Source organism: Niveispirillum lacus (assembly GCF_002251795.1).
Lineage (GTDB): Bacteria > Pseudomonadota > Alphaproteobacteria > Azospirillales > Azospirillaceae > Niveispirillum > Niveispirillum lacus.
Map to the genome: position 1 here is coordinate 1 of NZ_NOXU01000026.1, position 21,335 is coordinate 21,335.

16 protein-coding genes and 1 pseudogene are annotated in these 21,335 nt (G+C 63.0%); 12 read left to right on the forward strand and 5 right to left on the reverse strand.

What is annotated here, in order from left to right:
* The 6 genes and pseudogenes from CHU95_RS21915 to CHU95_RS07970 all read left to right on the forward strand — a co-directional run.
* Nucleotides 1–150: pseudogene (locus CHU95_RS21915) on the forward strand (electron transfer flavoprotein subunit alpha/FixB family protein); the annotation flags it as partial.
* A gap of 140 nt (nt 151–290) precedes the next feature.
* The gene (locus tag CHU95_RS07950; protein WP_094455495.1) at nt 291–1,163 is read left to right on the forward strand and encodes a 3-hydroxybutyryl-CoA dehydrogenase; all 873 of its coding nucleotides are present in this window, start codon (nt 291–293) and stop codon (nt 1,161–1,163) included.
* Between the two features lie 100 nt (nt 1,164–1,263).
* Complete coding sequence (locus CHU95_RS07955; RefSeq protein WP_165772086.1) at nt 1,264–2,988, forward strand: L,D-transpeptidase family protein; 1,725 nt, start codon at nt 1,264–1,266, stop codon at nt 2,986–2,988.
* A 194-nt stretch (nt 2,989–3,182) separates the two neighbouring features.
* Nucleotides 3,183–3,848: a peptidoglycan L,D-endopeptidase MepK gene (gene mepK / locus CHU95_RS07960; protein WP_094455498.1), complete on the forward strand. Its 666-nt coding sequence runs from the start codon at nt 3,183–3,185 to the stop codon at nt 3,846–3,848.
* Nucleotides 3,836–4,711 (forward strand): penicillin-insensitive murein endopeptidase, encoded by an 876-nt coding sequence (gene mepA, locus CHU95_RS07965; RefSeq protein ID WP_094455500.1) that lies wholly within the window; start codon nt 3,836–3,838, stop codon nt 4,709–4,711. Before mepK ends, mepA begins: the two co-directional genes overlap by 13 nt.
* A 137-nt stretch (nt 4,712–4,848) precedes the next feature.
* Nucleotides 4,849–6,354 carry an ATP-binding cassette domain-containing protein gene (locus tag CHU95_RS07970; RefSeq protein WP_094455502.1) on the forward strand — a complete coding sequence of 502 codons (1,506 nt, stop codon included), beginning with the start codon at nt 4,849–4,851 and terminating at the stop codon, nt 6,352–6,354.
* Between the two features lie 5 nt (nt 6,355–6,359).
* Here the strand turns inward: CHU95_RS07970 and ilvD are convergent, their stop codons facing one another.
* The 3 genes from ilvD to CHU95_RS07985 all read right to left on the reverse strand — a co-directional run bounded on the left by ilvD (nt 6,360) and on the right by CHU95_RS07985 (nt 11,244).
* On the reverse strand, nt 6,360–8,219 hold the full coding sequence (gene ilvD / locus CHU95_RS07975) for a dihydroxy-acid dehydratase (protein WP_094455504.1): 1,860 nt from the start codon (nt 8,217–8,219) through the stop codon (nt 6,360–6,362).
* Nucleotides 8,220–8,361: 142 nt separating this feature from the next.
* Entirely contained in the window at nt 8,362–9,579 is a 1,218-nt protein-coding gene (locus CHU95_RS07980) for an MFS transporter (protein ID WP_165772087.1), read from the reverse strand.
* A 183-nt stretch (nt 9,580–9,762) separates the two neighbouring features.
* On the reverse strand, nt 9,763–11,244 hold the full coding sequence (locus tag CHU95_RS07985) for a methyl-accepting chemotaxis protein (RefSeq protein ID WP_165772088.1): 1,482 nt from the start codon (nt 11,242–11,244) through the stop codon (nt 9,763–9,765).
* A gap of 196 nt (nt 11,245–11,440) precedes the next feature.
* Between CHU95_RS07985 and xth the strand changes: the two genes are divergently transcribed.
* Nucleotides 11,441–12,235, forward strand: a complete 795-nt coding sequence (xth, locus tag CHU95_RS07990; protein ID WP_094455897.1) for an exodeoxyribonuclease III — start codon at nt 11,441–11,443, stop codon at nt 12,233–12,235.
* A gap of 14 nt (nt 12,236–12,249) precedes the next feature.
* Here the strand turns inward: xth and CHU95_RS07995 are convergent, their stop codons facing one another.
* Together CHU95_RS07995 and CHU95_RS08000 are read right to left on the reverse strand one after the other, a co-directional pair.
* Nucleotides 12,250–13,974: a sensor histidine kinase gene (locus tag CHU95_RS07995; RefSeq protein WP_094455510.1), complete on the reverse strand. Its 1,725-nt coding sequence runs from the start codon at nt 13,972–13,974 to the stop codon at nt 12,250–12,252.
* Between the two features lie 33 nt (nt 13,975–14,007).
* A complete protein-coding gene (locus CHU95_RS08000; RefSeq protein ID WP_245838041.1) occupies nt 14,008–14,787 on the reverse strand; it encodes an alpha/beta hydrolase in 780 nt (259 codons plus the stop codon).
* Nucleotides 14,788–14,804: 17 nt separating this feature from the next.
* Here CHU95_RS08000 and CHU95_RS08005 point away from each other — a divergent pair, with 17 nt between their 5' ends.
* The 5 genes from CHU95_RS08005 (at nt 14,805) to holA (ending at nt 21,321) form a co-directional block, all read left to right on the forward strand.
* On the forward strand, nt 14,805–16,019 hold the full coding sequence (locus CHU95_RS08005) for a glycosyltransferase family 4 protein (protein ID WP_094455514.1): 1,215 nt from the start codon (nt 14,805–14,807) through the stop codon (nt 16,017–16,019).
* A gap of 363 nt (nt 16,020–16,382) precedes the next feature.
* A complete protein-coding gene (locus CHU95_RS08010; protein ID WP_094455516.1) occupies nt 16,383–16,892 on the forward strand; it encodes a DUF3576 domain-containing protein in 510 nt (169 codons plus the stop codon).
* Between the two features lie 168 nt (nt 16,893–17,060).
* Nucleotides 17,061–19,646: a leucine--tRNA ligase gene (leuS, locus tag CHU95_RS08015; RefSeq protein WP_094455518.1), complete on the forward strand. Its 2,586-nt coding sequence runs from the start codon at nt 17,061–17,063 to the stop codon at nt 19,644–19,646.
* 109 nt (nt 19,647–19,755) lie between these two features.
* Nucleotides 19,756–20,277: an LPS assembly lipoprotein LptE gene (gene lptE / locus CHU95_RS08020; protein WP_094455520.1), complete on the forward strand. Its 522-nt coding sequence runs from the start codon at nt 19,756–19,758 to the stop codon at nt 20,275–20,277.
* A 12-nt stretch (nt 20,278–20,289) separates the two neighbouring features.
* Nucleotides 20,290–21,321: a DNA polymerase III subunit delta gene (gene holA, locus CHU95_RS08025; RefSeq protein ID WP_094455522.1), complete on the forward strand. Its 1,032-nt coding sequence runs from the start codon at nt 20,290–20,292 to the stop codon at nt 21,319–21,321.
* Nucleotides 21,322–21,335 lie beyond the last annotated feature (14 nt).

The window sequence follows — 21,335 nt, forward strand, 5'->3', positions numbered from 1 at the left end:
GCCATCCAGCATCTGGCCGGCATGAAGGACAGCAAGGTCATAGTCGCCATCAACAAGGACGAAGAAGCCCCCATGTTCCAGGTCGCCGATTACGGTATCGTCGGTGACCTGTTCAAGATCGTCCCAGAACTGACCGAAGCGCTGGGGTGACGGGCGGTTGTGTCGACGCGCCGGGATACTCACCCGGCGCGTTTTTGCAACCATGCTATTGGACAAATGTCGCCGGGACGAGGGCATCGCCTTCATGCGACAGTGGGTATCTTGCTTTCCAACCCTGAATGGGGACAGCGATGATTGAGAAGGTTGGCGTTATCGGGGCGGGTCAGATGGGCAGCGGCATTGCGCAGGTCTGCGCCGTGGCTGGCCTGTCGGTGGCAATTTCGGACATCAACGCCGAACAACTCGCCAAATCCCTGGCCAACATCGCCAAGAATCTCGATCGTCAGATTGCCAAGGGCAAGCTGACCGAGCCGGAAAAAGATGCGGCGATGGCCCGTATCGCCACGTCCACAGACCTGTCCATCTTCAAGGACAGCGATCTGGTGGTCGAGGCCGCGACCGAATCGGAAGACGTCAAGCGCCTGATCCTGAAGGCGCTTGTCCCCAACCTGCCGCCAAAGGCGATGATCGCCACCAATACCAGTTCCATTTCCATCACCCGTCTGGCCGCATCGACCGATCGGCCGGAAAAGTTCATCGGCATGCATTTCATGAACCCGGTGCCGGTGATGCAGTTGGTGGAGATCATTCGCGGTATTGCCACCGACGATGACACATTCCAGTCGATCAAGGCCTTGACGGCGCGGCTGGGCAAGACGGCGGCCATTGCCGAGGATTTCCCGGCCTTCATCGTCAACCGTATCCTGCTGCCCATGATCAATGAAGCGGTCTATACGCTCTATGAAGGTGTGGGCGGGGTGGAAGCCATTGATACGGCCATGAAGCTGGGGGCCAACCACCCGATGGGCCCGCTGGAACTGGCCGATTTCATTGGCCTGGACACCTGCCTGTCAATCATGCAGGTGCTTTATGAAGGTCTGGCCGACAGCAAGTACCGCCCCTGCCCCCTGATGGTGAAATATGTCGAGGCAGGCTGGCTGGGCCGCAAGGTTGGCCGGGGCTTCTACGATTATTCCGGCCCCACCCCGCGCCCGACGCGGTGAGGCAGGCTTATCTGCGTATCCGTTGAATTCTCCTGAAGGAGGGGTTCGTATTGCCCCCACCCGATGCTACGTTACCCCCATCCAGGGTGGCGTGGCGGAGATGATGGTGGGTTCAGTTCTGTTGCGTGGCCTTTGCCTGGCACTGCTGGCCGGCTTCCTGACCCTGCCCGCCGCCGCAACGGCGGCCCCGGATTTCACCACCGCCCTGGAACAGCGACTGACCAGCGGCATCGGCACGCCGGAGACGGACCGGGACAGTCAGGATCTGCTCACGCTCGGCCGATTCTATGAGAAACGGGACTATGCGCCGGCCTGGATTGAGCAGGGCAAGCCGTCGCCCCGGGCCCACCTGCTGCTGCTGGCCCTGCAACAGGCCGCATCCCAGGGATTGAACCCTGCCGATTATGGCGTGGCCCGCATTACCACCCTGCTGGAACGCGGCGACAGTCCCGATGCGCTGGCCGAGTTGGAGTTGATGCTGTCGCACGGCGCGTTGGATTATGGGCGCGATCTGGCCACGGGGCGGCTGGCTCCCATGGCCATTGACAGCGAGCTTTATGTCGAAAAACGCGAAATTGATGTTCTGACCCTGCTGGATCGGCTGGCCAAACTGCCCGATCCGGGCAGTGAACTGGCGGAACTGCCGCCGCGCCGGGCGGAATATCAACAGCTTAAACTGGCCTTGCAGCATTATCGCGAACTGGCGGCGGCCGGTGGCTGGAAACAAGTGCCCCTGGCCGAGGCCTCGTTAAAGCCCGGCGGCACGGACGAACGCGTGCCCGCATTGCGCGCCCGGCTGAAGGTGACAGGCGAACTGGCCGTAGACGCGCCGGTGCCGGCGGACCCGACCCTGTTTGATGAAGCCACCATTGCGGCCCTGAAGATATTCCAGGCCCGGCACGGGCTGGAACCGGACGGGGTGCTGGGCAAACAGACGCTATTGGCCCTCAACATCAGCGCCGAACAGCGGGTGGCCCAGATCGCCATGAATATGGAGCGCTGGCGCTGGATGCCGCTGGATATGGGACCTTCCTACATCCTGGTCAATCTAGCGGCCTTCCATCTGTCGATCTTTGACCAGGGCAATGTTGTGCATGAAGCCCGTGTCGTGGTTGGAACCAGTTCCACCCGCACGCCGGTTTTTTCCCGCAAAATGTCCTATCTGGAGATCAATCCCTATTGGCATGTGCCGACCAAGATTGTCCGGGATGAGATTTTCCCCAAGGCCAAGAAGGACCCCACCTATTTGGCCAAACAGGGTTATGAATTGCTGTCCGACTGGTCGGAAAGTGCGGTGACCGTCGATCCCAAGACCCTGGACTGGGCCCATATGACGCGCCTGCCCTATCGTGTGCGGCAAGTACCGGGCGACAAGAATAGTCTGGGCCGCATCAAGATGATGTTCCCCAACGAGTTCGACGTCTATCTCCACGACACGCCATCCAAGAACCTGTTTAACCGCGCCAACCGCAGTTTCAGCCATGGATGCATCCGGGTTGAGCATCCGTTCGATGTGGCGGACACCATTCTGCGCCTGACCGGTACCACCGACTGGCCCCGCACCCGGGTGGACGAGGTGCTGGCCAGCGGGCAACGCACCGTCGTGCGTCTGAAAAAACCGATTCCCATCCATATTTCCTATGTCACTGCCTTTGTGGCCGGAGACGGGTCGGTCAATTTCCGATCCGATATCTATGGCCGCGACCGTAAGCTGGCCACAGCCCTGCGCGCCTCACGCGTGAAATGGGACGCGGTCGAGGCCGAGGCCCGTCTTGCCCCCGGCGGGGCGGCGGCGGGGCGGGGCACTGATAGCGTCGATCGCTGAACCCCGGTCACGAAAGAACGAGATCAGAAATAGGCCGGAAGGGTGGATTTCCGCTTGCATGCCCCATGCCGTTCTGCCAGAAGTGCAACGGTGTCCTGCTTTTGGCGCAGGGGCATTTGGCGAAATCAAGAAAGAGAGTGTCCTCGGCGCAACGGACGCGGGGGGTGCCTGACGGGGCGAAGGGGGATTGGGGCATGGTGGCACGGCCGAACGGGATCGACCTGACCATTGGACAAGAACACGCCCCCCCGGATTCACGCTCCCTTTCCCAATCATCCATTGATCCGGCTGTCGAAAGCGGGCGCCGCAGTTTTCTGCGGGGCCTTGGCGGTTTGTTCCTGGGGGCTGGCGCTGCCATCGCGGCCCCTGCCATCCTGACCGCTCCGGCCGATGCGGCCCCGGTCAGTGCCCCACGCCGGCAGCTATCCTTTGTGTCGCTGCACACGAACGAGAAACTGAAGATCACCTATTTCGCCAATGGCGCTTATGACCGGTCGGCGCTGAAGGATGTGAACCATATGCTGCGCGACTGGCGCACGGGTGAGGTCGGGTCCATGGACCCGAAATTGTTGGACCTGCTGTTCCATCTGCGTCAGCGCTTGCGCACCGAAGAACCGTTTCAGGTCATCTCCGGCTACCGCTGCCCCAAGACCAACGCCATGCTGACGTCCAAGTCAGAAGGGGTGGCCACCAAGAGCCTGCATATGGAAGGCAAGGCCATCGACATCACCATGGCCGGTCGGCAGTTGAGCCGTATCCGACAGGAAGCGCTGAACCTGCGCCTCGGCGGTGTCGGCATCTATAGCCGGTCCGGTTTTGTGCATGTCGATACGGGCCGTGTCCGGCAATGGGGCGTTTGACGCACCGTTCGGCGCCATTGCTGTTGGCCCTGATGCTGGGCGCCGCACCCGTTTGGGCGGTCGATACTGATCGTCCGCAGCAAAGCAGCGTCGCGCCAGCATCCGCCCCGCATGATCTGCGCCATCCCGGCAAGGGGCCGGCGGAACCGATCGGAACCTATGCCAATGGCTGTGTGCGCGGGGCTGAGGCGCTGCCCGCCGATGGTCACGGGTTTCAGGTGTTGAATCTGTCCCGCCACCGCAATTACGGCCATCCCGACCTGATCGCCTATCTGACAAGTCTGGCGGCAGAGGTGGAGCGTGAAGGGCTGGGTATTCTTTCCATCGGCGACATGTCAATGCCCCGCGGTGGGCGCATGAAGACAGGCCATGCCAGCCACCAGATGGGCCTGGATGTCGATATCTGGTTTGTGCTGGACCTGGGCCGTCTGCCCCCGGCAGCACGGGAGCGCGAAGATTTCGCCACCATGGTGGATGTTCAGACACAACGGGTGAACAGCAATTTCGGCCCCGCCCAGATCCGACTGATGAAGCTGGCGGCATCCGCACCCAACGTCACCCGCATCTTCGTGAACCCGGCGATCAAGCTGGCCCTGTGTGAGGCGGCGGGGGAGGATAAGGGATGGCTGCGCAAGGTTCGCCCCTGGTTCGGCCACGCCGCCCATCTGCATGTGCGTCTGGCCTGCCCGTCCGGTGCCAGTCAGTGCGAGGTGCAAGAACCCCCGCCCGAAGGTGACGGCTGTGGCGAGGAACTACTGAGCTGGTTCCAGCCGCCCCCACCCGAGACGGGACCGCCAGCCCCACCCAAACCACCCCCACCGCCACCCGCCGCCTGTCTGGCCCTTTATGGGGAGCCGGATTGAGAGGTATTTACATCCGAGCGCGGATGTATTAATGTTGCACGATTGTTGAGTTGGAGCCTGAGACCCATGGATCTGAACCCGTACGTCTGACCGCCATCCCCCGCGTGGGGCATCCATGTCTGGCCAGGGTTCCATCTATGTCTTCTTGGCTTGTTGCCGAGGGGCTGTGCTTTGCGCACGCCGCCGATCGGCCGTTGATTGAGAATATTCACCTTACCATCAATGATGAACGTGTCGCGCTGATCGGCAGCAATGGCGCCGGCAAAACGACCTTGCTGCGGTTGCTGACCGGGGCGCTGGTTCCACAGCGCGGGCATATCGCTCGGCGGGGCCGGCAGGTCCATTGGCCACAGATGCCGGAACCAGGACAGGTGGTGGGCGATGTGCTGCCACCGGATGATCCGGGTCGGGCAGCGGCCTTGTCGCGCCTCGGTCTACCGCCGGAGATGCCTGACGATCTGCCGTTAAGCCGGTTATCGGGCGGGCAGGTTGCACGTCTGCATCTGGCCGCCATCCGCCTGATCCAACCGGACATGCTGATCCTGGATGAACCGGGTAATGATCTGGATGCCGATGGCCGGGCCTCGTTGGCCGATCTGATCCGGAACTGGCGCGGCGGGTTGCTGCTGGTCAGCCACGAGCTGGGGTTGCTGTCACTGGCCGACCGTATCCTGGACCTGTCGCCCCTGGGTTTGCGCAGCCATGGTGGGGGCTACCAAGGGTGGCAAGCGGCCAGGCAAGCGGAACGCCGGGCCGCAGAGCGCGCCTTGGTCGACGCCCAAAAACAGGCAAGACGGGCGCAGGTGGCCGTTCGGGAAACCGAGGCCAGGGCCGCGCGGCGGGCCCGGGCCGGCAAACAGGCAAAGGCACGCGGGTCAAACGCCCCGATCCTGATGGGCCAACGCCGTGACAAGGCCGAACAGGCAGCCTCAGCGCGCCGCATCAAGGGGGAGCGGCAACAAGAAGCGGCAGACCATGCACTGGAACAAGCGCGCCGCGGCCTGCCCCCGCCGCCGCCGCCATTGGACATGGCTGTCAACCCAACCGGGGTGCCGGCGGGCAAAATGCTGCTCCGGGCGGTGGGGCTGAGCCTGTCGCGCAACGGGCGGCCCTTATGGCAGAATGTGTCGTTCGAAATGACGGGGCCGGCACGGTTGGCCCTGACCGGCCGCAATGGGGTCGGCAAAAGCAGTCTGCTGGATTGTCTGGATGGCCGCCTGTGCCCTGACACCGGCACACTGACGCGCGCCCCCCATCTGCAGATCGCCCGGTTGGATCAGCGGTTGGCAGCACCTTCAGATGCCACGCCCCTGTCACTGGCCCGGCTGGCACATAAAGCGCAAGGAGAGGGTGAAACCCGCGCAGCCTTGGCCCGGTTCGGCTTTCGTGCAGCGGCGGCAGAAATGCCGTTGCGGCTTCTATCAGGCGGCATGCGGGTTCGCGCCCATCTTTGTGCCGCCCTGGGCGGGGCGGCACCACCGCAGGTGCTGTTATTGGACGAACCCGCCAACCACCTGGATCTGGAGGGTCGCGCCGCCCTGCTGGAGGCCTTGTCGGCTTATGATGGTGCCCTGGTCCTGGTCAGCCACGACCCGGATTTCCGCCGGGCCGTGGGGGTGACACAGGAGATCCAGTTGGGGTGATGGTGTTACTTCCGCCGGTACAGTTGGCTGACATCACGCACCGCACCCCGGGCGGCAGACGTGGTCAGGGCTGCATAAGCCTGCAGCGCCTGGGAAACGACGCGTTCCCGCGGGGCGGACGGCTGCCATGCCGCCAGACCCTTGGCCTCTTCCGCCGCGCGGCGGCGCGCCAGTTCCTCATCCGACACCGCCAGATGAATACGACGGTTGGGTATGTCGATCTCGATCCGGTCGCCTTCCTCCACCAGACCAATGGTGCCCCCCTCGGCAGCTTCGGGACTGGCATGGCCGATGGACAGACCCGATGTACCGCCGGAGAAGCGGCCATCGGTGACCAGCGCGCAGACCTTGCCCAGGCCCTTCGACTTCAAGTAACTGGTCGGGTAGAGCATTTCCTGCATGCCGGGCCCACCCTTCGGCCCCTCATAACGGATCAAGACCACATCGCCGGCCTGGATGCGGTTGCCCAGGATGGCACTGACGGCGGCATCCTGACTTTCAAACACGCGGGCCGGGCCGGAGAAGACCAGAGCGGAGGCATCGACGCCCGCCGTCTTCACGATGCAGCCCTCCTCCGCCAGATTGCCGAACAGCACCGCCAGACCGCCATCCTTGGAGAAGGCATGATCGACCGAACGGATCACGCCCGTGGCCCGGTCGAGGTCCAGTTCCTGGTAGCGGCTGGCCTGGCTGAAGGCAACCGTCGTGCGCACACCACCAGGGGCGGCCTTATAGAAATGCGCCACCTCGGGATTGTTGGTCTGTGTCACGTCCCAACGGGCCAGCGCCTCACCCAGGCTGTCTGCATCAATACGTTTCACGTCGGTGTGCAGCAGGCCGCCACGGGCCAGTTCACCCAGGATTGACATGATGCCACCAGCCCGATGCACGTCTTCGATATGCACATCGGCAACGGCGGGGGCCACCTTGCAGATATTGGGCACGCGGCGGGACAGGCGGTCGATATCCGCCATGGTGAAATTCACCTCGCCCTCATGCGCGGCGGCCAAGAGGTGCAGGACGGTGTTGGTCGACCCCCCCATGGCGATATCCAGGGCGACGGCATTTTCAAACGCCTTGAAGGTCGCAATGGAGCGCGGCAGCACGCTTTCATCATCCTGTTCGTAATAGCGCTTGGCCAGACCGACGATGCGGCGGCCCGCTTCTTCAAACAGGCCGCGGCGGTCGGCATGGGTGGCGAGAACGGTACCGTTGCCAGGAAGGGCTAGGCCCAGCGCTTCCGTCAGGCAGTTCATCGAATTGGCCGTGAACATCCCGGAACAGGAACCACAGGTCGGGCAGGCTGCCTTCTCAATGGCCGTCACTTCTTCATCGCTGTACTTGTCATCGGCAGCAGCCACCATCGCATCGATCAGATCGATGGCAATCTCCTTGCCCTTCACCTGCACCTTACCGGCCTCCATCGGGCCCCCGGACACAAAGATGGTCGGGACGTTCAGACGAAGGGCCGCCATCAGCATGCCGGGCGTGATCTTGTCGCAATTGGAAATGCAGATCAGCGCATCGGCGCAGTGGGCATTGACCATATATTCCACGGCATCGGCGATCACCTCACGCGAGGGCAGCGAATACAGCATGCCGTCATGGCCCATGGCGATGCCGTCATCCACCGCGATCGTGTTGAACTCCTTGGCAACACCGCCCGCCGCTTCCACTTGCCGCGCGACCAGTTGGCCCAGATCCTTCAGATGCACATGGCCGGGCACAAACTGCGTGAAGGAATTGGCAATGGCCACGATGGGCTTGCCGAAATCCTCGTCCTTCATGCCTGTGGCGCGCCACAGGCCACGGGCGCCAGCCATGTTGCGGCCATGGGTGCTTTTGCGGGAACGAAGATGCGGCACGGGGGTCTTCCTTCAGGCTTGGTACGAAGATTTCAAAAACTGATTGCTGATGGACAGAATAATATGAATGCGACCATCAAATCGCATCCAACATTCCTGCAACCCGTATATGCCCCTGCTGGGGAGCGGTTCAAGATGGGGGTCAGGCCGCGCGGGCCAGGACAGCGCGTTGTCGGACCAACCGTTCGGTGAATTCCGACAGACCGATCAGCAGGACCATGCCCAGCAGCAGCCAGACCGGTAACACGATCAGCCCCAGATGCTGCGCCAACCAGCCCAGCGCCCCTGGAATGAGCGTGGCGCCGGCACCAGCCGCCGTCATTTGAAATCCCACCGCATGCGGAGCGATGGCGTCACCGACCCGGACGGGGGTCAGGGAAACCAGGGTGGGGAAGGTGGGGGCAAGGCCAAAACCCAGGCCCAATGCGGCCGCCATGCCGATGGCCGGGGTGGGGAACCAGGCGAACAGCAGCGCAGAGACCAGGGCGATGGCCAGACCGGCGCGCAAGGCGTTCAGCGGCCGCACCCGCGCCGTGACCTGCCCAAACACCAGCCGCCCGAAGGTCAGCGCCCCCCAATAGAGGCCGGCAATGGTGCCGGCGACCCCGACATCAATAGTGTGCTGACGGGTCAGCAGGGTGAACAGCCACTGCCCCGCCGCCATTTCCACCCCGCAATAGACCATGAACAGGGCAGCATTCAGCCAGATCACGGGATGGCGTAAGGCATCGGCAAAGGGCGCTATGGCCACGATGCCGCTGCCGCTACCATCGCCATGAGCAGCCTTAGCCTCTTCCCAACGCCGCATGGTAACCAGAAACATCACCGCCATACCGGTCAGGATCAAGGCGATCAGGGCATAACCCCAACGCCAGCCCGCGCCGCTGGTGATCGCCGCTGTCATCAACAGCGGCCCGGCGGTCGCCCCCAGGCCCCAGGACCCGTGCAGCCAATTCATGACGCGGGGGGAGAAGCGGCGGGCGCCATAAAGATTGATGCCCGTATCGATGGCCCCGCTGGCCAGCCCGCCCAGGATGGCGGCCGGGATCAGCAGATAGAAGGACGGCGTCAGCGCATAGGTCGCCAGACTGACCACCATGGCGGCACTGCTGACCGTCAGCACGGTACCCAGGCCCGTTCGGCGGACAATGCTGCCTCCCGCCAGACCGGAGAACAGATAGCCGCCCGTGCCGCAGATCAGAAGAATACCCAGATTGCCCAGCGGCCGATCAAAAGTCTCGCGGATGAAGGGCCAGGTCACGCCAGGCAACCCGTCGGGCAGCCCCAGGCTGATGAAGGCCATGAACGCCATGGCAATCAGGGCGGTTGGCAGACGGGAACGGGGGCCGGAAGGGGTCATGATCCGCAGGGCAGGGGGCAATGCCGGCCATGCGCATGGGTCAGGCCGAAACCGGCCCAAAGCCGGTGATGGAATCGATATCATGCCGGCAAAGCCCCCGGCAAGACAGGCACAGGAATGGCAGGCCCCCGCCATCCTTGCCCAGATCCCGCCCCCGAACAGGGCCATGTGGCCAACGCGATGTCAGGCGAGCGCGCTCAGGGCTTCACGCACCCGTGTTACCTGGTCATTGGCCAGGGCGGTGGAGCGGGAGATATCACCGACATTACCGGCGATGCGTTGAACCGCCAGGGAACTTTCCTGCATGTTCCGCGTCATCAATCGGGCCACGCTGCTCTGCTGATCAATGGCGCCGGCGGTACTCAGCACCAGACTGCGCACGGCGGCGACAGCGTCATGGATGTGGCTGACCTGACTTGCCACATCATCGGCGACATGCTGCACCGTGCCGATCTCATCGGCAATACGCTGCGTGGCCTCTGATGCCTGTCGGGCCAGGCCCTTTACTTCTGTTGCCACCACCGCGAAGCCTTTGCCGGCCTCTCCGGCGCGCGCACTTTCGATGGTGGCGTTCAACGCCAGCAGGTTGATCTGACCGGCGATGTCCTGGATCAGACTGACAATGCCGTTCATGGCGCTGGTGCCATCCACCAGCCGGGCCATGGCCTGACCCACCGCATCCACCTGGGCAAAGACCCTTTCGGCGGCATCGCGTGACTGGTTCATATTCTGGGCAATGGAACGGATGGAACCGTCCAACTGGTCAGTACCGACGGCCACAGCCTGGATATTGGCACTGGTCTGTTCGGTAGCGCCCGACATCTCCACAGCCTGACGGTTGGAAACCTCCACCGCCTGGACGATATCGTCCAGATAGCGCTGCACCAGGGCCAGGACCTGCTCATTGCTGTGCCGCGCTTTCACCTGGGCTGTGATATCGCTGGCAAACTTCACCACCTTGAACACCTTGCCATTCATGTCCAGGATGGGGTTGTAGGTGGCATGGATATAGACTTCGCGCCCGTCGCGGGTCAGACGCCGGAATTCACCAGCGCTGTGCCGGCCCTGACGCAGGTCGTTCCACAGGCTGCGATACGCCGGCGATGATGCGTCCACCGGATCAACGAAGATACGGTGATGGCGGCCCTTCACATCCTCCAGCCGATAGCCCATCAGCGACAGGAAATTTTCATTCGCATCCAGGATATGGCCGTCCAGATCAAAGGTGATCACTGCCTGTGACCGGCCCAACGCCTCGATCTGGCCGGACAGGTCGGCGGCGCGCAATCGTTGGTTTGTGACGTCGCTGGCAACCTTCACAACCTTGTAGACACGTCCCCGTCCATCCAGCACCGGGTTATACGACCCCTGGATCCAGACAGGGCGGCCCCCCTTGGCGATACGACGGCTTTCCTGGGCCGGCACAGCCCGCCCGCTGGCCAGGTCAGACCAGAACCGGGCGTAGGCAGGGTCGGCGGCGTCGGCAGGATCGACAAACATACGGTGATGCTGGCCCTTGATCTCCGCCAGCGAGTACCCCATCAGAGACAGGAAGGCGTTATTGGCCGTCAGGATGGTGCCATCCGGCTTGAATTCAATCAGGGCCTGCGTTCCTGAAACAGCCGCCAACGTTGCTGCGGCATCCTGCTTAAACCTGCCAAACATGGCCCACCCTTTGCCTGCGTTCATCACCATTTCCAAATAGGATGCAGGCCACCGGATTCCAACCTGACGGACGGGGAAACCGCCGCTGGTGTTGGCGACGGCAATTGCTCGGGCTTGCCATCGCTGGTCTGGACAGGCGTCAGCCGTCCGCCTAATCCTGTCGCCATCCCGTCCCTGACAAGCCGAGGCCCCGCCCGTGCGTATCGCCACCTGGAACATCAACTCCGTCCGTTTGCGCATCGACATCGTGGGCAAGCTGCTGGACGAACAGCAGCCCGACGTGTTGTGCCTGCAGGAAACCAAGGTGGTGGACGACGCCTTCCCACGCGGGGAGTTTAAGGCGCGCGGGTATGAGCATATCCATATTCATGGGATGAAGAGCTATAATGGCGTCGCCATCCTGTCGCGCATCCCCTTCACCTCACGCGATATCCGGCATTCCTGTGGCAAGGAGGATTGCCGCCATGTCCTGGCCACACTGGCCAACGGGGTGGAGGTGCATAATCTGTACATCCCCGCCGGTGGCGACATTCCCGACCCCGCAGTAAATGACAAGTTTGCCCACAAGCTTCAGTTCCTGGACGAGATGCAGACCTGGTTTCAAGAAAACCGGTCCCCGGATCGGCCGATGATCCTGGTCGGCGACCTGAACATCGCCCCGCTGGAACATGATGTCTGGTCGCACAAACAGCTTCTGGACGTCGTCTCCCATACCCCCATCGAGGTGGAAAAGCTGACGGCGCTGCAGAACAGCCTGAACTGGGTCGATGCGGTCCGCCATTTCGTGCCGGCGGACGAAAAACTCTATAGTTGGTGGTCGTACCGCGCCGCCGACTGGAACCTGTCGAACAAGGGCCGCCGACTGGACCATATCTGGGTGACGCCGCCACTGGCATCCAGCCTGAAGGGGCAGACCATCCTGCGTGAGGCACGGGGATGGGAACCCAAGCCCAGCGACCATGTACCCGTTATTGTTGATCTGGATATGTAACCCGCCGGTACCGTTCAGGCATGCAGGCGGGTCGGCAATCGGATGCTGACAGTTGTTCCCATGCCGGGCTCGCTGTCGATTGACAGCGAGCCTTCATGCAACTCGACCAGGGATTTGGCCAAGGGCAGGCCGAGGCCCGTACCTTCGCCCCCGCGGGTCAGATGGCTGTTCACCTGCCGGAACGGTTCCAGGGCCAAAGACACCTCGGTCGGTGTCATGCCACATCCGGTATCACTGACCCTCAGCACCATGAAATCATCCGGCCAGAGCGGGTCCGGTTCCACCGCCAAGGTGATGACCCCGCCCGCCGGTGTGTATTTCACGGCATTGTTGACAAGATTCAGCAGGACTTGACGCAGTTTCATGGCGTCGGCCCGCAGATGGGGCGTCGTTTCCTCCCCGGCCACCACACGCAGATCTACAGACGCTGCCTCCACCCGGCCGCGCATCAGGCGAGCACATTCGACCGCCAGCGCCGACAGATCCACCGGTTCCAGGCGTAGATCCATCTTCCCTGCCTCAATCTTCGACAGATCCAGGATATCGTTGATCAGGGCCAGAAGATGCAGACCGGAATTGCGGATATCTTCGGCATATTCGGCATATTTGGGGTTGCCCATGGCGCCATGTATCCGATGCACCATCACTTCGGCAAAGCCGATGATCGCATTCAGCGGCGTGCGCAATTCGTGGCTGGCCACGGCCAGGAATTGGGATTTCGCAGCGGTGGCCTGTTCAGCCTCGGCCCGGGCCAGTCGGGCCGCCGTCTCGCTGGCCTCCAGCTTGGCGACATACCGTCGGACCAGCACGACCAGCGCCAGCACCAGAATGGTGCCGAACACCCCTTGCAACAGCATCTGATTACGGAACTGGCGATAGGGCTGCAGCACATGGTCCATATCCTGGCCCACCGAAACCAGCAGCCGGGTGCCCGGCAGCAATTCATAACTGGCGATACGGTCTTCGCCATCAATCGGGCTGACAGCGCGGATGATGCCATGGCCATCCCCCTCCCGCGCTGCCCCCACATAGGGAAGATCGGGATAGGATTGTCCCACAATGCCAGGGGTGGAGGCCCCGCGCGCATAAACGGTTCCATCCAGATCCATCAGTGTGGCGACCGCGCCCAGGTCCAGATCAACCGCACTGAAGAAGCCCGCAAAATATTCCGACAGGATGTCACCCACGACCACCGCGATCAGGCTGCCATCGGGTGTTTCAACCCGCACCCAGAACGGGATGGAGGACATCAGCGGGGTGCGGCCGATGATCGGTTTGCCGAAACCCAGGCGGGGCGATCCTGGCTCTGTTGCTTGGCGAAAATAATCGCTGTCGGACATATCCAGACCCACGGCACCGGGGCGTGTGGCATCCACCACCGTGCCGCGTGCATCCATGATACCCAGGAATTTCGACACGCGGTCCAGCCCGGCCACACGCCGGCGCATTACTTCCAGATCGGCGGGATATCCCGCCTCCACCCGGTCGGATACTTCCTGCAGCAATTGCTGCACCTGACTGACGGTGCGGCTGACATGCTGGCCAAAGGCGCGGGTCAGATTAGCCGTATCGCGTTCCGCATCGGCCAGGGCATCAATGTAGGATGTATGGATCTGCCAGCCGACAAGCAGCCACAAGCCGCCCAGCACCATGGCCGAAAGCAGGTTGATGCCGGTACGGCCCAGAAGGGCCGGCAACCGGCCAGACCGGTCGCTTCTGTCTTGGGTCTTCGGTCCCATCGTTGCTGTCTATACCATGCAGCACGGTCGGCGTCACGCCGCCGCCAGTTCACCCACCAGCCCCAGCATCACGATCAAGTCAGCATCACGTGACAGGCGATGGTCCCCATCCTTGACCAGGGTGATCCGGACATCCCGGGCTTCCAAAGCGGCCGCCAGATCCAGGCTGGTCTGCCAGGGGATATCGGGGTCGCACTGCCCATGCAGCAGGCGAACGGGGCAGCCGACGCGGATCGGCCCGGCCCCCTTCGTCAGCAGCAGGTGATTTTGTGCCTCTTCCAGCAGGTGACGGGTGATTGGATACCCGGCAGGATCATAGGCCGATGGGGCGATGAACTGTCCATCGCGTGCCAAGGCCTGTAACTCCACCGGGCCCAGGCGCGGGCGGATCATGCGTTCAGTGAAATCAGGCGCCGGCGCGATACCGACCACCCCCGCGATCCGGTCCGGTCGGGCCAACGCCAGCAACAGGGCGATCCAGCCGCCCATGGACGACCCGACCAGGATTTGTGGCCCTTCGGTCACACAATCCAGCACGGCCAGCGCGTCATCGCGCCAGCGCCCGATGGACCCGTCTTCCCAGTTACCGCCGCTGGCCCCATGGGCATGGTAATCGAAACGGACAAAGGCCCTTCCCTGGGAACGCGCCCAGCGTTCCAGCGCCACCGCCTTCGCCCCGGCCATGTCGGACCGGAACCCGGTCAAGAAGATGAGCCCCGGTCCCAAACCTGGGCTGCGGCGATAGGCTATGGCGGTGCCGGCCCGATCCAGGCTATGTATCGGCACCTCGCCGTCCATGGCTGTCCCGTTCATTGTCCGAATTCCCGCCCATGCCGCCCCATGCTGACGCCGGCACCCTAGCCGGCGATGTCACGCCGGACAATCCCGGCCTTGATGCCACCAGCCTGTTTGGCGGCGGCAAACCTGTGATCCTGCAGGTAATCCCCACCCTGGTCACAGGCGGGGCAGAACGTGGCTGCATTGACATGGCCGCCGCCATCCAGCGGGCGGGGGGTACTGCCATCGTGGTTTCCGCCGGTGGCCCCATGGCGCGCGAATTGGACCGCTATGGCGCCAAGCACATCCAATTGCCGGTACAGTCCAAGAACCCGCTGACCATGCGGCGCAACGCGACCAGGTTGACCGAGATCATCAGGCAGCATGGGGTGGACCTGATCCATGCCCGGTCCCGCGCACCGGCCTGGAGCGCCTATTGGGCGGCCAAGCGCACCGACATCCCCTTCGTCACCACCTTCCACGCGCCCTATAACTTCAAGGGCCGGGTGAAGAAATGGTACAACAGCGTCATGGCCAAGGCCGACCGCATCATCGCCGTGTCGGGCTTTGTTTATGAGCATGTGACCCGTGAATATGGGGTCGGGGCCGACCGGTTGCGCCTCATCCATCGCGGGGTCGATGTCGATATCATGTCGCCCGACAAGGTGACCCAGGCGCGCATGGCCCAGTTGATCCAGCAATGGCGCCTGCCGGAGGATCAGCGCATCGTGCTGCTGCCGGGCCGCCTGACCCGCTGGAAGGGCCAAGGCGTTCTGATTGAGGCCATATCCCGCCTGGGGCGCAGCGATGTGCGTGCTGTTCTGGTCGGCGATGATCAGGGCCGTGACCATTACCGTCAGGAGTTGGAAGACCATATCCGCCGCTTGAATCTGGGCGGGCAGGTCACCATCGCCGGCCACTGCAACGACATGGCAGCCGCCTATATGCTGTCAGACGTGGTGGTGAACGCGTCTGTCGAACCCGAAGCCTTTGGCCGGGTGATTGCCGAGGCGCAGGCCATGGGTCGCCCGGTGATCGTGTCTGACCTGGGGGCAGTCAAGGAAACGGTCATCAACGGCGAAACCGGCCTGGTGGTGCCGCCCAACAATCCCGACGCCCTGGCCGGGGCCATCCGCGCCGCGCTTGACCTTGATCCTTTGCAGCGTCAGGCCGTGGGCCTGGACGGTATGCGTCATGTGCGGACCAACTTCACCAAGGCGGGCATGTGTGCGGCGACCTTGGCGGTTTATGCGGAACTGCTGGGGTGAGTTGCCTGTAGGAAGAGCAGTTCAGGCCACGATCAGCGATTGGAACTCCTGCATTTACGATCGGCATCTGATACAATCTGGCTATTCTCACCAGACCCATATCCACCGCCCGTCAATGCCGCTGCTCTTCGGAGCGAGTGGGGCAATGGCCGTGAAACACCGCCTCATTTTGTGGTGCATGATGTTTCACCTGGGTGTCGCGAAACCCGCCTTGTGCATTTTTCCCCGCCTGAATCCCGCCTTGATTGCCGTGTAAGCAGCAACTCCATCCGAGGGGCGATCCGCCCGGCCTTGCCTAGTGCCGGCTTTTTTGCTCTAAGGATGGCTCCATATCTCCGCTGGCGTTATCCGGGTGGTATTCCCATGTCCTTGCGTGCCCTGTCCGTAATTGGTCGTTCCGCCCTGCTGGGCACCCTGGTGCTTGGTCTCGGGGGCTGCTCCTGGCTGGGTTTCGGCTCAGAGCCGGAGGCCCCGAATACCCAGATCCTGCGCCAGAATAATGATGGTCAGGCCGGTATGAATGCCGCTGCCCGCCCTGCCGGCACCGTGACCGTCAACGCTTTCCTGTGGCGGGCCGCCCTGGATACGGTGACCTTCATGCCGCTGGTCCAGGCCGATCCTTATGGCGGTGTGATCCTGACGGACTGGTACAGCCCGCCGGCGACGCCCAATGAGCGGTTCAAGATCAACCTCTATATCCTGGATGCCGCCCTGCGCGCCGATGGCGTACGCGCCACCGTGTTCCGCCAGGAGTTGAAGGGTGGTGTCTGGATCGACGCACCGGTGACGGCAGAAACCGGTACACAGCTAGAAGACACGATTCTGACCCGTGCCCGTCAGCTTCGTCAGCAGTCGGCAGCTCCGACCAACTGATCGTGCCCGTCTGGCGCCGGTTCGCGGCACAGGCATGCTAAGGCCGGCATTCGCCGGCCTTCAGCGTTCATGATAGTGATCGCTGAGCATAATTTTGAACCGCCGGGCATCGGCCCCTGTCACGGGTGACGCCCGGCGAAGCGACACCCGTTCGACAGGTCCCGCCCCATGTCCCGCTATAATGTCCGCGAAACCGAAGCCAAGTGGCAGTCCGTCTGGGAAGAACGCCGCAGCTTCGCCGTCACCGCCGATCAATCCAAGCCCAAGACCTATGTGCTGGAGATGTTCCCCTATCCGTCGGGGCGCATCCATATGGGCCATGTGCGCAACTACACCATTGGCGATGTGATCGCCCGCTATAAGCGGTCCAAGGGGTTCAACGTTCTGCACCCAATGGGCTGGGATGCGTTCGGGTTGCCGGCGGAGAACGCCGCGCTGGAGCGCAACACCCATCCGGGCACCTGGACATACGAGAACATCAAGGCCATGCGCGGCCAGTTGAAGACCATGGGTCTGGCCATCGACTGGGAGCGGGAGATCGCCACCTGCCGGCCGGAATATTACCGGTTCGAACAGAAGATGTTCCTGGATTTCCTCAAAGCCGGTCTGGCCTATCGTAAGGAAAGCTGGGTCAACTGGGACCCTGTGGACAATACCGTTCTGGCCAATGAGCAGGTGATCGACGGTCGCGGCTGGCGCACCGGCGCCCTGGTGGAAAAGCGCAAGCTCAGCCAGTGGTTCCTGAAGATCACGCATTTTGCGGACGAGCTGCTGTCGGCCATTACCACGCTGGATCGCTGGCCCGAAAAAGTCCGCATCATGCAGGAGAACTGGATCGGCAAGTCCACGGGCTGCCGCTTCTTTTTCCAGTTGTCCGACGGACATGCCGATCTGGAGGTGTTCACGACCCGTCCCGACACGCTGTTCGGGGCGTCTTTCGTGGCCATCAGCCCCAACCATCCGCTGGCCGCTAAGCTGGCGGAGAACGATGCCGGCCTGGCCGGGTTCATCGCCGAATGCAACAGCATGGGCACCAGCGAAGCCACGCTGGAACAGGCAGAAAAGAAGGGCTGGCGCACGCCGGTGACGGCGGAGCATCCGTTCGTCAAGGGCTGGACCCTGCCCGTCTATGTCGCCAATTTTGTGCTGATGGAATATGGCACGGGCGCCATTTTTGGCTGCCCCGCCCATGATCAGCGCGACCTGGACTTTGCCCGCAAGTACGACCTGCCGGTGAAGCCGGTGGTGGTGCCAGACGGTGAGGACCCCGCCAGCTTCGCCGTGGCGAATGAGGCCTATACCGGCCCGGGCAGCCTCCGCAATTCCGATTTCCTGGATGGTCTGTCCGTGGAAGAGGGCAAGAAGGCGGCGGTCGCTAAGATCGAGGCGCTGGGCCGGGGGCAGGGGACAACCATGTTCCGCCTGCGCGATTGGGGGGTTTCGCGTCAGCGTTACTGGGGCTGCCCCATTCCCATCATCCATTGCCCGGATTGCGGCGTGGTGCCGGTGCCGGAAGACCAGTTGCCCGTCACCCTGCCGCCCGACGTCACCTTTGATGCCCCCGGCAACCCGCTGGCCCGCCATGCCACCTGGAAGCATGTAAAGTGCCCGTCCTGCGGCAAGGATGCCGAGCGGGAGACGGACACGTTCGATACCTTTATCGAGTCGAGCTGGTATTTCCTGCGTTTTGCCGACCCCCGCAACGAGCAGGTGGCCTTCGACAAGGAGTTGGTAAAGTACTGGCTGCCCGTTGATAACTATATCGGCGGTATCGAGCATGCGGTTCTGCACCTGCTCTATTCCCGCTTCTGGACCCGTGCGCTCAGCCATGTCGGCTATCTGGATCTGCCGGAGCCGTTCGGCGGCCTGTTCACGCAGGGCATGGTGACGCACGCCACCTTCCAGGATACGGACGGCAAGTGGGTCTTCCCCGTGGATGTAGATATCCAGGGCGGCAAGGCCACCAAGATCGCCGACGGTTCGCCCGTCACCGTCGGCCCCGTCATCAAGATGTCGAAGTCCAAGAAGAATGTCGTGGACCCGGAAGGCATCATCGGCAGCTATGGCGCCGATGCCGCCCGCCTGTTCATGATGTCGGACAGCCCGCCCGACCGTGACCTGGAATGGACCGAAGCCGGCATTGACGGTGCCTGGCGCTATATCAACCGCCTGTGGCGGCATGTGACGGAACCGGGCTTTGCCCTGCCCGCTGCAGGTACCGCCATCCCCAGCAGCTTCGGCGCCGATGCCACGGCCCTGCGCCGCGCCGCGCACAAGGCGGCGGCGGCCGTGGCTGACGATATCGAGGGTTACCGCTTCAACAGTTCTGTGGCCAAGCTGCGTACCTTCACCAATGCGCTGGGCGACGCCTTGTCGAAGATGGCGGCCAAGGGTGAGGTTCCGGCCGATGAGGGCTGGGCCGCGCGGGAGGCGCTGGAATATATGGCGCAGATCGTGCAGCCCGTGATGCCGCATCTGGCCCAACAGATGTGGGAAGAGTTGGGTCATGCCGATCTGCTGGTCGACCGCACTTGGCCGGCCTCCGACCCGTCGCTGCTGGTGGATGACAGCGCCACGGTCGCCGTGCAGGTCAATGGCAAGCTGCGCGCCACCCTGACGCTCGCACGCGACTGCGCCGAGGCTGTCGCGCGCGAGGCGGCTTTGGCGGATGCAAATGTGCAGCGGGCCATGGATGGTAAGGAGCCGCGGAAGATCATCGTGGTGCCGAACCGGATTGTGAATATCGTAGTGTAAGGCAGAAGCCCAGAAGGTTGAGGCTTGGTTCAACTTTCTGGGCTTTTTTTGGGGGTTCAGCTCAAAAATCCCCCTGTTTTTCTTGAACCAAGCCTCAACGAGGCGTGCCATGGCTCTGCGTTTCCCCTGTCTTGCCACCGCCCTGCTCTTGGTGCTGCCGCCCGTGGCGCTGGGGGGGTGTGGATTCAAGCCAGTCTATGGCACCGCATCCCAGGGCAGTGCTGTGGGGGCGGCCCTGGCCAATGTACAGATCGACCCGATCGTGGACCGCAACGGTCAGGTGCTGCGCAATAACCTGATCGATCGGTTTTACACCGATGGTCGCCCCAGCAGCGCCCGCTATCGGCTGGCTGTGGCCCTGGCCGCCACGGAGGAAGAGCTGGGTATCCAGCAGGATGCAACCGCGACCCGTGCCCGCCTGCGCTTGCAGGCCAGTTACGAACTGATCGAGATCAGCACCGGCCAAGTGGTCTATCGCACCTTCTCCCGTTCCATCGTCAGCTTCAACCTGTTGGACAGCCAGTTCGCGGTACTGGCGACGCGTCAGGATGCCTATGATCGCGGTCTGACCGAACTGGCCGATGATATCCGTACCCGGCTTTCGCTCTATTTCGCGCGCGACGTGCAGTAAGGGGAGGAGGCGTTGAAGGTTCAGCCGAAAAACGCCGACGCCTTTAGCAAGCGCCCGCCAGGGGCCACACGGCTGATCCTGCTTTACGGTCCCGATGCAGGTCTGGTGCGTGAACGGGCCAAGATGGCGGCGCAGTCGGCCTGTCCCGACCTGTCCGACCCGTTCCGGGTAACGGAGATGAAAGCCGATCAGGTAACGGGTGATGCTGCACGCCTGGGCGATGAATTATCTGCCATCGCCCTGACCGGAGGGCGACGGGTGGTGCGCCTGCGCGACGCCGACGACAAGCTGGCGCCGGTGGTCACCACCCTGCTGAAGGACTTTCCCCCCGGCGACACGCTGCTGGTGATGGAGGCCGGAGAGCTGGATGCAAGGTCAAAGCTGCGTAAAGCCGTGGAGGATGCCGGCGAGATTGCCGGCGCCATCGCTTGCTATGTGGAAGGCGAAGAAGAACTGGCCGGCACCATCGGGCGGATGATGGTCGATCATGGCCTGCAGATCGATCCGGATGCCCGCGATTGGCTGGCCGGCAATCTGGTGGGCGACCGCTCAACCGCGCGCGGCGAGATCGACAAACTGGCGCTGTATATGTTGGGGGAAAAGCGGGTCACCCTGGAGGATGCCCGCACCGTCATCGGTGATAGTGCCGCACTGGACATGGATGAACCGGCGCAAGCGGCCGCCAGCGGCGATATGGCCGAACTGGACCGGTCTCTACGCCGGCTTTATGCCGACGGCACCGCCACGGTGGCTATCCTGCGGGCCGCCCAACGCTATTTCCAGCGGCTGCACATGGCCGTGGCCCATGTCGCCAAGGGGCAGACGCCCCAGGCCGCCGTAAAGGCCCTGCGCCCGCCCGTGTTCTTCAAGCTGGAACCCGTGCTGACGGCCCAGATCCGTAACTGGACCCTGCCCAAGCTGCATCAGGCGCTGGACCGGCTGCAGGAGGCGGAAGCGGAGTGCAAGCGCACCCATATGCCGGACGAAACCATCTGCTCCCGTGCCTTTTTCCAACTGGCGCAACTGGCACGGCGGCCGAACTGACCCAATGCGATGGG

Bases quoted from the DNA above. Each gene is read 5' to 3' on its own strand.
- CHU95_RS07950 (WP_094455495.1), top strand. From the start codon at position 291: ATGATTGAGAAGGTTGGCGTTATCGGGGCGGGTCAGATGGGCAGCGGC.
- CHU95_RS07955 (WP_165772086.1), top strand. From the start codon at position 1,264: ATGATGGTGGGTTCAGTTCTGTTGCGTGGCCTTTGCCTGGCACTGCTG.
- mepK (WP_094455498.1), top strand. From the start codon at position 3,183: ATGGTGGCACGGCCGAACGGGATCGACCTGACCATTGGACAAGAACAC.
- mepA (WP_094455500.1), top strand. From the start codon at position 3,836: ATGGGGCGTTTGACGCACCGTTCGGCGCCATTGCTGTTGGCCCTGATG.
- CHU95_RS07970 (WP_094455502.1), top strand. From the start codon at position 4,849: ATGTCTTCTTGGCTTGTTGCCGAGGGGCTGTGCTTTGCGCACGCCGCC.
- CHU95_RS07980 (WP_165772087.1), bottom strand. From the start codon at position 9,579: ATGACCCCTTCCGGCCCCCGTTCCCGTCTGCCAACCGCCCTGATTGCC.
- CHU95_RS07985 (WP_165772088.1), bottom strand. From the start codon at position 11,244: ATGTTTGGCAGGTTTAAGCAGGATGCCGCAGCAACGTTGGCGGCTGTT.
- CHU95_RS07995 (WP_094455510.1), bottom strand. From the start codon at position 13,974: ATGGGACCGAAGACCCAAGACAGAAGCGACCGGTCTGGCCGGTTGCCG.
- CHU95_RS08000 (WP_245838041.1), bottom strand. From the start codon at position 14,787: ATGAACGGGACAGCCATGGACGGCGAGGTGCCGATACATAGCCTGGAT.
- CHU95_RS08005 (WP_094455514.1), top strand. From the start codon at position 14,805: ATGCCGCCCCATGCTGACGCCGGCACCCTAGCCGGCGATGTCACGCCG.
- CHU95_RS08010 (WP_094455516.1), top strand. From the start codon at position 16,383: ATGTCCTTGCGTGCCCTGTCCGTAATTGGTCGTTCCGCCCTGCTGGGC.
- leuS (WP_094455518.1), top strand. From the start codon at position 17,061: ATGTCCCGCTATAATGTCCGCGAAACCGAAGCCAAGTGGCAGTCCGTC.
- lptE (WP_094455520.1), top strand. From the start codon at position 19,756: ATGGCTCTGCGTTTCCCCTGTCTTGCCACCGCCCTGCTCTTGGTGCTG.